The organism is Streptomyces sp. TN58 (genome assembly GCF_001941845.1).
Classification (GTDB): Bacteria; Actinomycetota; Actinomycetes; order Streptomycetales; family Streptomycetaceae; genus Streptomyces.
The window spans coordinates 3,207,720-3,221,343 of the sequence record NZ_CP018870.1 but is presented as its reverse complement, the minus strand read 5'-3'; the positions used below and the strand labels follow the sequence as shown (position 1 = coordinate 3,221,343).

The window sequence follows — 13,624 nt, the reverse complement described above, 5'->3', positions numbered from 1 at the left end:
GCGTTGACGGGGGCTTGTGCAGCCGCGTCCGACTGCCCATAGAATCTAACGGTCCGTCAGAAAACGCGGGAAGGGGCCGACGTGGGGAACTTCTTGGCAGGCAGGGTCGTCGCCGTCACCGGCGCCGGCCGGGGCATCGGGCGGGCGGTGGCACTCGCCGCGGCCGCCGAGGGCGCCAAGGTCGTCGTCAACGACTACGGCGTCGGCATCGAGGGCGGAGAGCCCACGAGCGAGATCGCCGACGGCGTCGTGAAGGAGATCCAGGCCGCCGGCGGGGACGCCGTCGCCGTCGCCGACGACATGTCCACCATGGCGGGCGGGCAGCGCATCGTCGACACCGCGCTCGCCCGGTACGGGCGCATCGACGGGGTCGTCTGCGTGGCCGGCATCCTGCGCGAGCGGATGCTCTTCAACATGTCCGAGGAGGAGTGGGACCCGGTGGTCGCCACCCACCTCAAAGGCACGTTCACCGTCTTCCGCGCCGCCTCCGCCGTCATGCGCCGCCAGGGCTCCGGCACCCTGATCGGCTTCACCAGCGGCAACCACCAGGGCTCCGTCGCCCAGGCCAACTACAGCGCCGCCAAGGGCGGGATCATCTCCCTCGTCCGCTCCGCCGCACTGGGCCTGGCCAAGTACGGGGTCACCGCCAACGCCGTCGCACCCGTCGCCCGCACCCGCATGTCGGCCAACGTCCCCATGGAGCTCAAGGAGATCGGCGAACCCGAGGACGTCGCCGCGCTCGTCACCTACCTGCTCTCCGACAAGGCCGTCGCCGTCGGCGGCGAGCGCATCACCGGGCAGGTCTACACGATCGCCGGCCCGAAGATCGCCGTGTGGGCGCAGCCGCGCGAACTGCGCGCCGGATACGCCGAGGGTTCCTGGACCCCGGAGAAGATCGCCGACTTCCTGCCCGGAACCGTCGGCACCGACCCGATGCCGATGCTGGCGCAGCTGGAGTCCATGGCGAAGGCGGCGGCCGCCAAGGACCGCCCCAACGCCTGACGGGGGGAGCGGCATGGACTTCAGCTTCGGCGCCGAGGACGAGGAGCTGCGCACCCGGGCCCGGGCGTGGCTGGCGGAGCACCTGACGGGCCCCTACGCGCGCGCCGTCGGCCTCGGCGGGCCGGGCGGCGAGCACGAGGAGGTGGAGCTCCGGCGGGCGTGGGAGCGGGAGCTGGGCCGCGGCGGCTGGATCGGACAGGGCTGGCAGGCCCCGGACGGCGCCTACGGGCAGCGCCGGCTGTCGCTGACCGGACAGGTGGTGTGGGCCGAGGAGTACGCGGCGCTGCGCGCCCCCGGCCGGGTCGGGCACATCGGGGAGAACCTCCTCGCGCCCACCCTCCTCGCCCACGGCAGTCAGGAGCAGCAGCGCCGCCACCTGCCCGCCATCGCGCGCGGCGAGGAGCTGTGGTGCCAGGGGTACAGCGAGCCGGGCGCCGGCTCCGACCTCGCGGGCATCCGTACGACCGGAGTGCGCGACCCGGCCGACGGGCTGTTCCGCGTCACCGGGCAGAAGATCTGGACCTCCCTCGCCCACGACGCCGACTGGTGCTTCGTCCTGGCCCGCACCGAGCCCGGCTCGCGGCGCCACCGCGGGCTGTCCTTCCTCCTCGTACGGATGGACCAGCCGGGCCGCGTGGAGGTCCGGCCGATCCGGCAGATGTCGGGGACCTCGGAGTTCAACGAGGTCTTCTTCGACGGGGCGGTGGCGGCGGACGTCGTGGGCGCGCCGGGCGACGGCTGGACCGTGGCCATGGGCCTGCTCGCCCTGGAGCGGGGCGTGTCGACACTGGTCCAGCAGATCGGCTTCGCCGCCGAGCTGGAACGGGTCCTCGCGCTGTACGCGGCCTCGGCTACGGCGGCTTCGGGTGCGACTGCGGGGGCGCCCTCGGCGACGGCTCCCGCGGCGCCCGCCGACCCGGTCATCCGCGACCGCCTCGTACGGCAGTGGGCGGAGCTGCGCACCATGCGGTGGAACGCGCTGCGGACCCTGGGCGCGCAGGGCGATCCGGGCGCGCCGAGCGTCGCCAAGCTGCTCTGGGGCGGCTGGCACCGGCGGCTCGGGGAACTGGCGGTGGAGGTCCGGGGGGCCGCGGCCGCGGCCGGACCCGCGGCGTGGGCGCCGGACCTGCCGTACGAGCTGGGGCTCGACGAGGAGCAGCGGCTGTTCCTGTTCACCCGCGCCGACACGATCTACGGCGGTTCGGACGAGATCCAGCGCAACATCATCGCCGAGCGCGTGCTCGGCCTGCCGAAGGAGTCCAGGTGAGAGGCGTCGTGTTCGACGGCAAGCAGGCCCGGGTGGTCGACGACCTGGAGATCCGGGATCCGGGGCCGGGGGAGGTGCTGGTCGCGATCCGGGCGGCGGGGCTGTGCCACAGCGACCTGTCGGTGATGGACGGGACGATCCCGTTCCCGCCGCCGGTGGTGCTGGGGCACGAGGGCGCCGGGGTGGTGGAGGCCGTCGGCGAGGGGGTCACGCATGTGGCGCCCGGCGATCACGTGTCGCTGTCCACCCTGGCCAACTGCGGGGCGTGCGCGGACTGCGACCGGGGCCGGCCGACGATGTGCCGCAAGGCGATCGGGATGCCGGGGCAGCCCTTCTCACGGGACGGCAAGCCCCTCTTCCAGTTCGCGTCGAACTCCGCCTTCGCGGAGCGGACGATCGTCAAGGCCGTGCAGGCGGTGAGGATCCCGGCCGACATCCCGCTGACGTCGGCGGCGCTCATCGGCTGCGGGGTCCTGACCGGAGTGGGGGCGGTCCTCAACCGGGCACGTGTCGACCACGGCGAGACGGTGGTCGTCATCGGCACCGGCGGTATCGGCCTGAACGTCCTCCAGGGCGCCCGGATCGCCGGCGCCGCGACGATCGTGGCGGTGGACGCGAACCCGGCGAAGGAGGCGGTGGCGCGGCGGTTCGGGGCCACGCACTTCATCGACGCGTCCGCGGCCGCCGACTCGTCGGCGGCGGTCCGCGAGGTCCTGCCGACCGGCGCCGACCACGTCTTCGAGTGCGTGGGCGACGTCAGGCTGATCCGCCAGGCCGTCGACCTCCTCGACCGGCACGGCCAGGCGGTACTGCTGGGCGTGCCGGGCTTCAAGGAGGAGGCGTCCTTCCTCGTCTCGTCCATGTACCTCGACAAGACGATCATGGGTTGCCGGTACGGATCCTCGCGCCCGCAGCGCGACATCGCCCTGTACGCGCAGCTCTACCGGGAGGGCAGGCTGCTGCTGGACGAGCTGGTGACGGAGGTCTACCCGGTCGAGGACTTCGCCAAGGCCGTCGGCGACGCCCACCACGGGCGGGTGGCCCGCGGGGTGCTCACCTTCTGACGGATCCGTCCGGTACGACGACCGCCGGTCCGCCCCCGGAGGGCGGGCCGGCAGGCGGCCGTGCGGAAGCCCTTCAGCGGGCGGCGTTCGGCCGGCGGCTCTCAGTCGGCGAGGCGGCCGAAGCGGCCCTTGTGGAAGAGGAGCGGATCGCCTTCGCCGGCCGCGCCCATGGCCACGACCCGGCCCACGACGATGAGGTGGTCCCCGCCGGTGTGGACGGCGTGGATCCGGCAGTCGATCCAGGCGGGTACGGCGTCGAGCTGCGGCGATCCGGTGACGGGGGCCGGGGTGTGGGCCACCCCGGAGAACTTGTCCGCGCCGCTGACGGCGAAGGACCGGCACAGCTCGCCCTGTTCGGCCCCGAGGATGTTGACGCAGAACACCCCGGCGCGGGCGATCCGCGGCCAGGTCGTGGACGTACGGGCCACCATGAAGGTGACCAGGGGCGGATCCAGGGACAGCGAGGCGAAGGACTGGCAGGCGAAGCCGGCCGGCCCTTCCTCGTCCTGTCCGGGCGGCGCGGTGATGACGGTGACCCCGCTCGCGAAGTTTCCCAGCACCGCCCGGAATTCGGCGGGGCTGACCGGCGCGCGCTCGTCCTCGCCGACGGCCCGCAGGTCGGGCCGCGGCAGGACGTCGACGGACTCGGCGTCCCGCCGCGCCGTGGCGGAGGCGGGGGCGCCGGCTGATCTCAGGTATCGGACGACGGTGGCCGCCATCCCTGCATGTCCCATCACACCCCGATTGAAACTGACGGACCGTCAGATGTGAAGGGCCGGGGCACGGCCGTGTGCGGCGGCGGCCCGGGCCGCCGCACCGGGCGGGCCGGCCGGGGGTGCACCCGCGCGGGTGAAACCGGGCGGGTGGGCGGGCCCGTACCCCCGCCCCGGGGAGGAGGCTCGGCATCGTGGCAGCGCACCCGTACGCCGCCGTACCCCGGGAGGGACCACCATGCTCGGCACCGACTTCCGTACCGGATCACCCAACTGGCTCGACCTCGGCAGCCCCGACACCGGCGCGGCCGCCTCCTTCTACGGGGCGGTCTTCGGCTGGGAGTTCGCCTCCGCGGGCCCCGAGGCCGGCGGGTACGGCTTCTTCCGGCAGGACGGGAAGACCGTCGCCGCGCTCGGACCCCTCACCGAGGAGGGCGCCCGGTCGGCCTGGATGCACCACTTCATGACCCCCGACATCCAGGCCACCACCGAGGCCGTCCGGGCCGGCGGCGGGACGGTGCGGATGGAGCCCATGGACGTCATGGGAGAGGGGTGGCTGGCTCAGTTCACCGACCCGCAGGGCGCCGAGTTCGCCTGCTGGCAGCCTGGGAACACGGCCGGCTTCGACGTCGCCTCCGCCGAGAACACCCTGGTGTGGGCGGAACTCCACGTACCGGACCCGGTCGCGGACATCGCCTTCTACGCCGGACTGTTCGGCTGGCGGCACGCCGAGATGCAGGCGCCCGGGATGACGTACCGGGTCCTGAGCACCGCCGACGGCGACCAGGAGGACGCCTCCTTCGGCGGGGTCGCCCCGCTCGGCGAAGGCGCGGGTACGGGCGCGGGTACGGGTTCCGGCGAGGGCGACGGGCAGGAGGCGCGCTGGGTGCCCTACTTCCACGTGGCGGACGTCGACGCCACCGTCGGACGGGCCCGGGAGAACGGCGGGACCGTCCTCATGCCGGCCGCCGACGTACCGGACGTCGGGCGGATCGCCTGGCTCGCGGACCCCGCCGGCGCGGTGTTCGCACTGCTGAGGCCCGACCCGGGCATGTAGGGCGGGGATCAGCGGCCGAGGTACTTGGGCGTGCGGCGTTCCACGAAGCTCGCCACGCCCTCGTTCGCGTCGGCGGTGGTCATGTTGATCTCCTGAGCGCTGGCCTCGGCGGCCAGCGCGGCCGCGCGGTCGCCGTCCAGAGAGGCGTTGACCAGCTGCTTCGTCATGGCCAGGGCCCGTGTGGGGCCCTGGGCCAGCCGCTCGGCCCACTCCCGGGCGGCGGCCTCCAGCTCCCCGGCCGCGACCACCTTGTTGACCAGGCCGAGCCGAGCCGCCTCGCCCGCCGGGACCGCGTCGCCGAAGAACATCAGCTCCTTCGCCTTCTGCGGGCCGACCAGGCGCGGCAGCAGGTACGCCCCGCCGCCGTCGGGGACCAGGCCGCGGCGGACGAACACCTCGATGAAGCGGGCCCCTTCGGCGGCGATCACGAGGTCGCAGGCGAGGGCGAGGTGCGCACCGATGCCGGCGGCCGTGCCGTTGACGGCGGCGAGTACCGGTTTCTCGCAGTCGAGGACCGCGGTGATCAGGCGCTGCGCGCCGAGCCGGATCATGCGGGCCACGTCGCCGGCGACACGGTCTCCGCCGGTTGCGCCGGTTGCGCCGGTTGCGCCGGTTGCGGCCGAGCCGGGGCCGCCGCGCAGGTCGGCGCCGGCGCAGAACCCCTTGCCGGTGGCGGTGAGGACGACGGCGCGGACGGCGGGGTCGGCGGAGGCGTCGTCGAGCAGGGCGATGACCTGTTCGCGCTGCGCCCAGGTGAGGGCGTTCATCGCCTCGGGGCGGTTGAGGGTGATCCAGCGGACGTTGTTCTCGGTGCGGTGCAGGACGGTGTCCTCGGGGGCGGTGGGCATGCGGGGTGACTCCCGTTCGGGGCGGGCGGGGTGCGGTGGGTGCGGCGCAGTGGCGGGGGCGCCGCTCCCGGGCCCCCACGCCTCAGACGCCGGCGGGGTCGGATGTTCACCCCGGCCGGCGTAGGAGGACCAGGGGCCGGGCGGAGCCCGGCGGCGGTGAGCGCGGCCTCAGCGGCAGACGGCCAGGGCGTCCAGGGCGACCGCGCCCTGGCCCCGGGGGAGGACCATCAGGGGGTTGACGTCCAGCTCGGCGAGTTCGTCGCCGAGCTCCAGGGCCATCCGCTGGACCCGCAGGACGACCTCCACCAGCGCGTCCACGTCGGCCGGTGGCGCGCCCCGGACGCCCTCCAGGAGGGCATGGCCGCGCAGCTCCGCGAGCATCGCGCGGGCCTGTTCCTCGCCGAACGGCGGGACGCGGACCGCCGCGTCGTGCAGGACCTCGACGAGGACGCCGCCCAGCCCGACGGTCACGGTCGGGCCGAAGAGGTCGTCATGGGTGACCCCGACGACCATCTCCACGCCCCGCTCCACCATCTGGCAGACCAGGATCCCGTCGAGCGGGACGTTCTCGTAGCGTGCGATGTCGGTCAGCTCCCGGTACGCGTCGCGGATCTGGCTCGCGGAGGTCAGGCCGATCTTCACGAGGCCGAGTTCCGTCTTGTGGCCCAGCTGCGGGCCGGAGGCCTTCATCACCACCGGGTAGCCGACCAGCCCGGCCGCGCGGACCGCCGCTGCCGCGCTCGTCACCAGCTGCTCGCGGGGCACGCGTATCCCGTAGGCGCGCAGGAGCTGCTTCGCTGCGTGCTCGCTGAGCTGCTGTCCCGGCCGCATCAGGGCCTGCGCCTTGCGGTACGAGGGGGAGGGCAGGCGGGGTGCGTCCTCGAAGGGGGAGCGGTAGCCGGTGGTGAAGCGGTGGTGGCCGAGGTAGGCGCGCACGGCGGTGATGCAGTTGCCGAAGGTACGGAAGGTGGCCACGCGGGACGATCCGAGGAGGGTGGTGCGGTAGGCGTCCTCGGTGCCGACGGGGGATCCCCAGATCACGCAGATCAGCTTGTCGGTCTGCTCTGCCGCGTCCGCCAGGTCCTGGGCGAGCCGGTCGCTCATCGGCGGGAAGGGGCCGGTGATCGGGCAGATCAGGACGCCGACCGACGGGTCGGCGAGGATCGCGTCGATGATCTTCCGGCCGCGCCAGTCGCCGACCGGGTGGCCGCCGTTGTCGACGGGGTTGGCGACGCTGAGGTAGGGCGGGATCCACTGGTGGAGCTCGTCCTGCTTGGCCTGCGAGAGGGTGGGCAGGGTCAGGCCCGCCTCGGTGGCCAGGTCGGAGAAGTGGGCGCCGGTGCCGCCGGAGATGGAGTACACGACGACGCCGTCGGCCCTGGGCCTGCGGGCGCGGGCGAGGAGGGCGGCGGTGTCCTGGAGTTCGTCGAGGCCGTCGACGCGGATGACGCCGAACTGGCGCATGGCGGCGTCGACGACGGTGTCGGCGCCGGTCAGCTTCCCGGTGTGGGAGGCGGCCGTGCGGGCGCCGGTCTCGGTGCGGCCGACCTTGACGGCGACGACGGGGACGCCGTTGCGGGCGGCCCGGTCGGCGGCGAGGAGGAAGGACCGGCCGTCCTTGAGGCCCTCGACGTAGCAGGCGATGGCGCCGACCTCGGGCTGCTCGGCGAAGTAGGAGATGAAGTCGGAGGTCTCCAGGTCGGCCTCGTTGCCGGTGGGTGCCCAGTGGGACAGCCGGATGCCCAGTTCCTGGAGGGTGTAGACGGGACGGCCCTGGTGGCCGGACTGGGTGATCAGGGCGATCGCCGGGCCGTCGAGGTCGTCGCGGAAGGCCTGGAAGGCGTTGAGGTTGGTGTTGGGGCCCAGCAGGCGCAGGCCGGAGCGCCGGACGGCGGCGCCGAGGCGTTCCTGGGCGGCGGCTCCGGCGTCTCCGGTCTCCGCGAATCCGGAGGCGAAGGCGACGGCGAACCTCACCTTGGTGTCGGCCAGTTCCTCGATGACGGGCAGCGGGTCGGACACCAGCAGGACGGCGAGGTCCACCTGTTCGGGCAGGTCGGCCACGGAGGCGTGGCAGGCCAGCCCGAAGACGGCGGGGCGGGTGGGGTGCACGGGGTGGATCCGGGCACCGACGCGTTCCGCCCAGGCGATGAGCTGGCGGGTGATGCCGGTGTTGGGTCTGCCCTCGGCGTCGGAGGCGCCGACGACGGCGACGGACTCGGGTCGGAAGAACCGGTCCAGGTCGGGTACGTCGGCGTGCAGCGGCCGTCCGCTGACGTCCACGGGGACCGCGTCGTCGGCGGAGGGGGCCGCCGAGGAGTGGACGGCCGCCCGGGGGGTCTCCCCGCAGGCCTCGACTCGTGCGCGGAAGTCGGTGGTGAGGGTGCCGTGAGTAGATCCAAGCATCGTTCCGCCCGCTCCTGCTCGATGAACCTCGATGGAACTCGATAACTGACGTGTAGTCAGATTACTGAACTGACGTGCCGTCAGGAACAGGGCTGCGCGGGAAAGCTGGTGGAGGTGGTGTGGTGAACGGTGGCAGACACCGCCGGATCCGGTCCAGAGTGCACTTCCGGCCGAGATCGCCCACGCCTCAGGGGGCGGGCCGGTTCACGGCCCGCTCAGCGGCCGTCCGTCCGCCGTGCCACCGCCCTGGCGATCCTCTCCGCGTCCAGGGCCATCTCGCGGAACATGCCGCTGATGGGGTTGCTGAAGCCCGTGAAGTACAGGCCGGGCGCCTCCTCGCAGGTGCGGGAGCCGTGCGCGCGGGGCCGGCCGCGCTCGTCCAGCACCCCGAGGTGGCCGACCAGCCCCTCCAGCCGTCGGCTGTACCCGGTGGCCGCGATCACCGCGTCCGGGGTGATGCGCGAGCCGTCCGCGAGTACCACCTCCGCCCCGTCGAAGGCCTCCACGGCGGCCACCGGCTCCACCCGCCCGGCGCGCACCGCGTCGACCAGGCCCACGTCCTGCACCGGGATCGCGCCCTGTCGGACCCTGCTGTACAGACCGGTGGCGGGACGCGGGAGCCCGTACGCCGACAGGTCCGGGACCGAGGCCTTCGCCACGAGCGCGCCCAGCCGGTCCACGAGTCGCACCGGCAGGCGCCGCACGAGGATCCCGCTGCGCTGGGCGGGCCAGCCGGCGGTGGAGCGGCGCATGATGTGCGGGGCGGTACGCACGGCGAGCCGCACCCGGGCCGCGCCGCCCTCCGCGAGGTCGGCGGCGATCTCGGCGCCGGTGTTGCCGACCCCGACGACGAGCACGTCCTGGCCGGTGTAGGGCCGGGGGTTGCGGTAGTCGGCGGCGTGCAGCAGCCGCCCGCCGTACGACTGGGCGCCCGGCCAGTCGGGCAGCCTGGGCGTGTGGTTGAAGCCGGTGGCGACGACGACGGCCGCCGCGGTCAGCACCCGCCCGCCGCTGGCGTGCAGGGTCCAGCCGCCTTCCTCCTCGGGGCCGCGCTCGATGCGGGTCACCTCGACGCCGGTGACGAGCTCCAGCTCGTGGAACTCGGCGTACTTCTCCAGGTAGCGCACGACGTTGTCGCGGGACACCCAGCGGCCGAACCGGCGCGGCATCGCCAGCCCCGGGAGGGCGGACAGCCGGCGGGTGGTGTGCAGGTGCAGCCGGTCGTAGTGGCGCCGCCAGGACGCGCCGACGGCGTCGGACTTCTCGACGACCACCGCGCGGACGCCGCGGGCGCGCAGCGCGGCGGCGGCGGCGAGGCCGCCGGGGCCGGCCCCGATCACGTACACGGGGCGGGGCTGGGTGGTCATGTCGACGGCTGGTGTGGGGACTGCGGGCATGAGGTGTGATCGTATCGCCACGCTGGGTTGATGGGTCTCAGACAAGGAGGGATCCGATTGCGGATCGGTCACGGCCGGGTTCACCGGCCCCGCCGCGTGGAAGCCGTGGCCGGCCGGACCCTTGCGGGATCGCTCCCCATCCGCTGAACTGACGTACCGTCAGATCAGTGGGTCGAGGGATGGGGGCTGCCGATGCAGACCGTCTGGCTCAGTGGGGCCGAATGGCTCGCCGTGCTCCGGATAGGCCTCGGCCTGTGGTGGCTGGAGAGCTGGCGGCACAAGGACAAGAAGGGCTGGTTCGAACGCGGCACCGGCATCGCGTGGGCCGCCGACGTCGCGAACAAGCACCGGTGGACCTTCGTCAAGGGCGGCTTCCAGCTGGTCGTCGCCCCACGGCCGAAGGCGATGGCGTACATCGTCGTCTACGCCGAACTGGCCCTCGGCCTCGGCCTGGTCCTCGGCTTCCTGACCCCCGTCGCACTGGCCGGAGGCCTCCTGCTGAACCTCCTCTACCTGGTGCTGATGATCCACGACTGGGCCGAGCAGGGCCAGAACGCGATGATGGCGCTCATCTCACTCGTCGCGCTCCTCGCCATGTCCTGGCAGACCTGGTCCCTCGACGCGGCGATCGGACTCTTCCTGTGAGCGGCAGGCCCGTACGCCACGACCTCCCCGAGGCCGACGACTTCACCCGCCCCTACTGGGAGGCCGCCGCACAGGGCCGGCTCCTGTTGCGCAGGTGCGGCGACTGCGGACGGGCCCACCACTACCCGCGCGAGTTCTGCCCCCACTGCTGGGCCGACGAGGACCGGGTCGTCTGGGAGACGGCGAGCGGCCGGGCCACCCTCTACACATGGTCGGTGATCCACCGCAACGACCTGCCGCCCTTCGGCGCCCGCGTCCCCTACACCGCCGCCGTCGTCGACCTGGCCGAAGGCCCCCGCATGATGACCGAGGTGGTGGACTGCGACGCGGCACACCTGCGCATCGGCATGCCGCTGAAGGCCGCCCTCCGCGAAGCCGCGGACGGGGTGTGGGTGGCGGTCTTCCGGCCCGAGCCCCCGGCTCGGGAAGCCTGAGGCCACCGCCCCCTCAGGGCCAGAGCAGCTCGCGGGCCCAGGCCCCGTCGGCGCCCCGCCGGTAGCGCAGGCGGGTGTGCCGGCGGGCGGCATCCCCCTGGAAGAACTCCACCTCGGCCGGGGCCAGCACGTACCGCGTCCAGGTCGGAGCCGGCGCATCCGGCTCCACACCGGCCCGCTCCCAAGCAGCCGCCGAGGCCCGCGCCAGCTCCTCCACGGAACCCAGCACCTCGCTCTGCCGCCCCGTGAGCGCGGCCGCGAGCGCACCGCGCGAACGGACCGCCAGGTCCGCCCGGCTCTCCTCCGGGCCGCACGCCGTGACCGCGCCCCGCACCCGCACCTGCCGGCCCACCGACGGCCAGTAGAACCCGAGCGCCGCCTCCGGCCGCGCGGCCAACTGCACGCCCTTTGCGCTCGTGGCGTGCGAGGCGAAGTGCCAACCCCGCCCGTCGACGTCGTGCAGCATCAGCGTCCGTACGTCGGGCCGACCCTCGCCGTCCACCGTGGCCAGGCTCATCGTGTGCGGCTCCGGCTGCCCGGCCCGCGCGGCATGCACGAACCACTCCCGGAACAGCGCCACGGGCTCGCCGGGCGCCGCCCCCGTGTCGAACCCCGGAAGCGGGACGTCCCACACGCGCAGGGCGTGCAGGACACCCCGGAACTCCTCGCCACCGATCCCGCCGCCCGCACCGCCGTCACGGCCTTCGCTGCTCATGACGCCCAGGCTAATCGGGACCGAGCCGCCCGGCCGCAGCGGGGGAGACGCAGGTCACATCCACCATGACCGCCACCCGTGTCACAGGACGCCCTGCCATCTCGTCTCGGGAGTGCAGCCACTGACGACGACGGAGGAGCACACCATGGACACGCGACTCGACTACTTCGCCGACCCGACCGCCGGCAAGGCCCTCAAGCACCTCATGACGGCCGGAAAGCTGATCAAGGAATCGCCGCTGCCGGCCGCCACCCAGGAGCTCGTGGCACTGCGCGTCAGCCAGATCAACGGCTGCGCCTTCTGCATCGACATGCACACCAAGGACGCCGCCGCGGCCGGCGAGTCCCCGGTACGGCTGCACCTCGTGGCGGCGTGGCGCGAGGCCACCGTCTTCACCGACGCCGAACGGGCCGCCCTGGAACTGGCCGAACAGGGCACCCGGATCGCGGACGCCGCAGGCGGCGTGGGCGACGAGGTGTGGACGAACGCCGCCAAGCACTACGACCAGGAACAGCTCACCGCCCTCACCCTGCTGATCTCCTTCATGAACCTGGCCAACAGGCTGAACGTCATCGCCCAGCAGCCGGCCGGCGGATACGAACCCGGGCAGCTCCACTGAGGGGGCGCCGGGGGACCCGCCCCGTTCCGGGCCGCCGCCGGCCCGCATGATCATCGGAGGGGTCCGAGCCGCTGAGCACGGCCGGGCCGCAGGACTTCACAACGAGGGGGACCAGGCGTGAGCAAGGTCGAGGAATTCGAGGAACTGCGGCCCCTGCTGTTCTCGATCGCCTACCGGATCCTGAGCAGCGTCGGCGAAGCCGAGGACGCCGTACAGGAGACCTGGCTGCGCTACGCCGCCACGGCGACCCGCCCCACCTCGCCCAAAGCCTTCCTGTCGGCGACGGTCACACGCATCTCGATCGACGTACTGCGCTCCGCGCGCGTGCGGCGCGAGCAGTACCCCGGCACCTGGTTCCCCGAACCGCTGCTCAGCGACCCGTACGAGGATCCCGCGCGCGCGGTGGAACTGGCCGACTCGGTGTCCATCGCGGCACTGGTGCTGCTGGAACGGCTCAGCCCGCTGGAGCGGGCGGTGTTCGTCCTGCGGGAGGTCTTCGCCTTCGGCTTCGACGACGTCGCCGCGGCGGTCGGGCGCTCGGAAGCGGCGTGCCGCCAGCTGCTGGTACGGGCGCGCCGGCACATGGAGGCGGGTCGGCCGCGGTTCGCGGCCGACCGCCAGGAGCGGCGGGAACTGGCGACGCGGTTCTTCGACGCCCTGAAGGACGGCGACGTCGAAGGCCTCCAGGACCTGCTCGCCGCGGACGTGCAGCTCGTCGGCGACGCGGGCGGCAACGCCCCGCAGCTGGCCAGGGCCGTCACGGGTGCACCGAACGTCGCGCGCCTGCTGGCCTCGGTCTACCCGTGGCTGATGCGCATCGACGTGACGTGCGAACCGCACGACATCAACGGCGAGCCCGGCGCGATCTTCCGCGACCGCGCGGGCAAGGTGGTCCACCTCATGGCCCTGGACGTGCGCGACGGGCGGATCGGAACCATCCGCGGCCTGACCAACCCCGACAAGCTCACCCACGTCGGCCCGGTCGCCGACCCGTGGGCCGTCGCCCGCGAACTGAAGGAAGCCCGCCGAGGCCTGAGGGCCTGACGGCACGGCGGGACCGGCGGGTCGGCGGGTCGTCGGGTCGTCGGGGTGCGCAGGCCGATGGTGTGATGCGGGTCACTCGCGCTCGCCGCTCGGTTTCCGCCCTGTCAGCGGTCTTCCTTACGACGGCACCGCAACGAAGGAGACACACCATGGCCGACACCGTGAAGGGCCCTGCCGGCTACTTCCCGTCGATCGAGAAGAAGTACGGCCGACCGATCGCCGAGTGGAAGGACCTCATCGGCTCCTCGCCGCTGACCAAGCACATGGAGCTCGTCGCCTGGCTCAAGACGGAACACGGCCTGGGCCACGGCCACGCGAACGCCCTGGTGGCCGACACGCTGGCCCGGCGGGGCGCGGAGCGCGAGTAGCGGTGGCGGGGCCGCCGGGGCGGGAGTGGAAGGCGCGGCGGTGGTGCG

General features: G+C 73.5%; 14 protein-coding genes. 9 read left to right on the top strand and 5 right to left on the bottom strand.

Translation table 11 applies throughout. From position 1 onward, the window contains the following. Nucleotides 1-81 precede the first annotated feature (81 nt). Genes BSL84_RS14495 through BSL84_RS14485 form a run of 3 tightly spaced genes read left to right on the top strand, consistent with a single transcriptional unit; the run spans nucleotide 82 to nucleotide 3,333 of the window. Nucleotides 82-1,002, top strand: a complete 921-nt coding sequence (locus BSL84_RS14495; protein ID WP_075970493.1) for an SDR family NAD(P)-dependent oxidoreductase — start codon at nucleotides 82-84, stop codon at nucleotides 1,000-1,002. Nucleotides 1,003-1,015: 13 nt separating this feature from the next. After that, complete coding sequence (locus BSL84_RS14490) at nucleotides 1,016-2,269, top strand: acyl-CoA dehydrogenase family protein (RefSeq protein ID WP_075970492.1); 1,254 nt, start codon at nucleotides 1,016-1,018, stop codon at nucleotides 2,267-2,269. After that, on the top strand, nucleotides 2,266-3,333 hold the full coding sequence (locus tag BSL84_RS14485; protein WP_045322226.1) for a Zn-dependent alcohol dehydrogenase: 1,068 nt from the start codon (nucleotides 2,266-2,268) through the stop codon (nucleotides 3,331-3,333). The genes BSL84_RS14490 and BSL84_RS14485 overlap by 4 nt, the downstream gene beginning before the upstream one ends. A gap of 101 nt (nucleotides 3,334-3,434) precedes the next feature. Here the strand turns inward: BSL84_RS14485 and BSL84_RS14480 are convergent, their stop codons facing one another. Then, nucleotides 3,435-4,067: a flavin reductase family protein gene (locus BSL84_RS14480; RefSeq protein WP_420718801.1), complete on the bottom strand. Its 633-nt coding sequence runs from the start codon at nucleotides 4,065-4,067 to the stop codon at nucleotides 3,435-3,437. Nucleotides 4,068-4,284: 217 nt separating this feature from the next. Here BSL84_RS14480 and BSL84_RS14475 point away from each other — a divergent pair, with 217 nt between their 5' ends. Beyond that, nucleotides 4,285-5,103 carry a VOC family protein gene (locus tag BSL84_RS14475; RefSeq protein WP_045322224.1) on the top strand — a complete coding sequence of 273 codons (819 nt, stop codon included), beginning with the start codon at nucleotides 4,285-4,287 and terminating at the stop codon, nucleotides 5,101-5,103. An 8-nt stretch (nucleotides 5,104-5,111) separates the two neighbouring features. Here BSL84_RS14475 and BSL84_RS14470 read toward each other — a convergent pair whose 3' ends face one another. From BSL84_RS14470 to BSL84_RS14460, 3 genes are all read right to left on the bottom strand, one after another. Next, nucleotides 5,112-5,951 (bottom strand): enoyl-CoA hydratase/isomerase family protein, encoded by an 840-nt coding sequence (locus tag BSL84_RS14470; protein ID WP_075970491.1) that lies wholly within the window; start codon nucleotides 5,949-5,951, stop codon nucleotides 5,112-5,114. Between the two features lie 168 nt (nucleotides 5,952-6,119). Next, on the bottom strand, nucleotides 6,120-8,354 hold the full coding sequence (locus tag BSL84_RS14465) for an acetate--CoA ligase family protein (RefSeq protein WP_045322222.1): 2,235 nt from the start codon (nucleotides 8,352-8,354) through the stop codon (nucleotides 6,120-6,122). A 215-nt stretch (nucleotides 8,355-8,569) separates the two neighbouring features. After that, a complete protein-coding gene (locus BSL84_RS14460) occupies nucleotides 8,570-9,751 on the bottom strand; it encodes a flavin-containing monooxygenase (protein ID WP_075970490.1) in 1,182 nt (393 codons plus the stop codon). Nucleotides 9,752-9,943: 192 nt separating this feature from the next. On the opposite strand from BSL84_RS14460, the gene BSL84_RS14455 reads away from it, so the two are divergent. Beyond that, the gene (locus BSL84_RS14455; RefSeq protein ID WP_030030948.1) at nucleotides 9,944-10,396 is read left to right on the top strand and encodes a hypothetical protein; all 453 of its coding nucleotides are present in this window, start codon (nucleotides 9,944-9,946) and stop codon (nucleotides 10,394-10,396) included. After that, entirely contained in the window at nucleotides 10,393-10,830 is a 438-nt protein-coding gene (locus BSL84_RS14450) for a Zn-ribbon domain-containing OB-fold protein (RefSeq protein ID WP_075970489.1), read from the top strand. The genes BSL84_RS14455 and BSL84_RS14450 overlap by 4 nt, the downstream gene beginning before the upstream one ends. A gap of 13 nt (nucleotides 10,831-10,843) precedes the next feature. On the opposite strand, the gene BSL84_RS14445 is transcribed toward BSL84_RS14450, so the two are convergent. Next, nucleotides 10,844-11,545 (bottom strand): pyridoxine/pyridoxamine 5'-phosphate oxidase, encoded by a 702-nt coding sequence (locus tag BSL84_RS14445; protein WP_075970488.1) that lies wholly within the window; start codon nucleotides 11,543-11,545, stop codon nucleotides 10,844-10,846. A gap of 145 nt (nucleotides 11,546-11,690) precedes the next feature. Between BSL84_RS14445 and BSL84_RS14440 the strand changes: the two genes are divergently transcribed. The 3 genes from BSL84_RS14440 (at nucleotide 11,691) to BSL84_RS14430 (ending at nucleotide 13,576) form a co-directional block, all read left to right on the top strand. Then, the gene (locus BSL84_RS14440) at nucleotides 11,691-12,164 is read left to right on the top strand and encodes a carboxymuconolactone decarboxylase family protein (RefSeq protein ID WP_045322218.1); all 474 of its coding nucleotides are present in this window, start codon (nucleotides 11,691-11,693) and stop codon (nucleotides 12,162-12,164) included. Nucleotides 12,165-12,281: 117 nt separating this feature from the next. After that, a complete protein-coding gene (locus BSL84_RS14435; RefSeq protein ID WP_075970487.1) occupies nucleotides 12,282-13,208 on the top strand; it encodes an RNA polymerase sigma-70 factor in 927 nt (308 codons plus the stop codon). A 149-nt stretch (nucleotides 13,209-13,357) separates the two neighbouring features. Continuing rightward, complete coding sequence (locus BSL84_RS14430; protein ID WP_075970486.1) at nucleotides 13,358-13,576, top strand: DUF4287 domain-containing protein; 219 nt, start codon at nucleotides 13,358-13,360, stop codon at nucleotides 13,574-13,576. Nucleotides 13,577-13,624 lie beyond the last annotated feature (48 nt).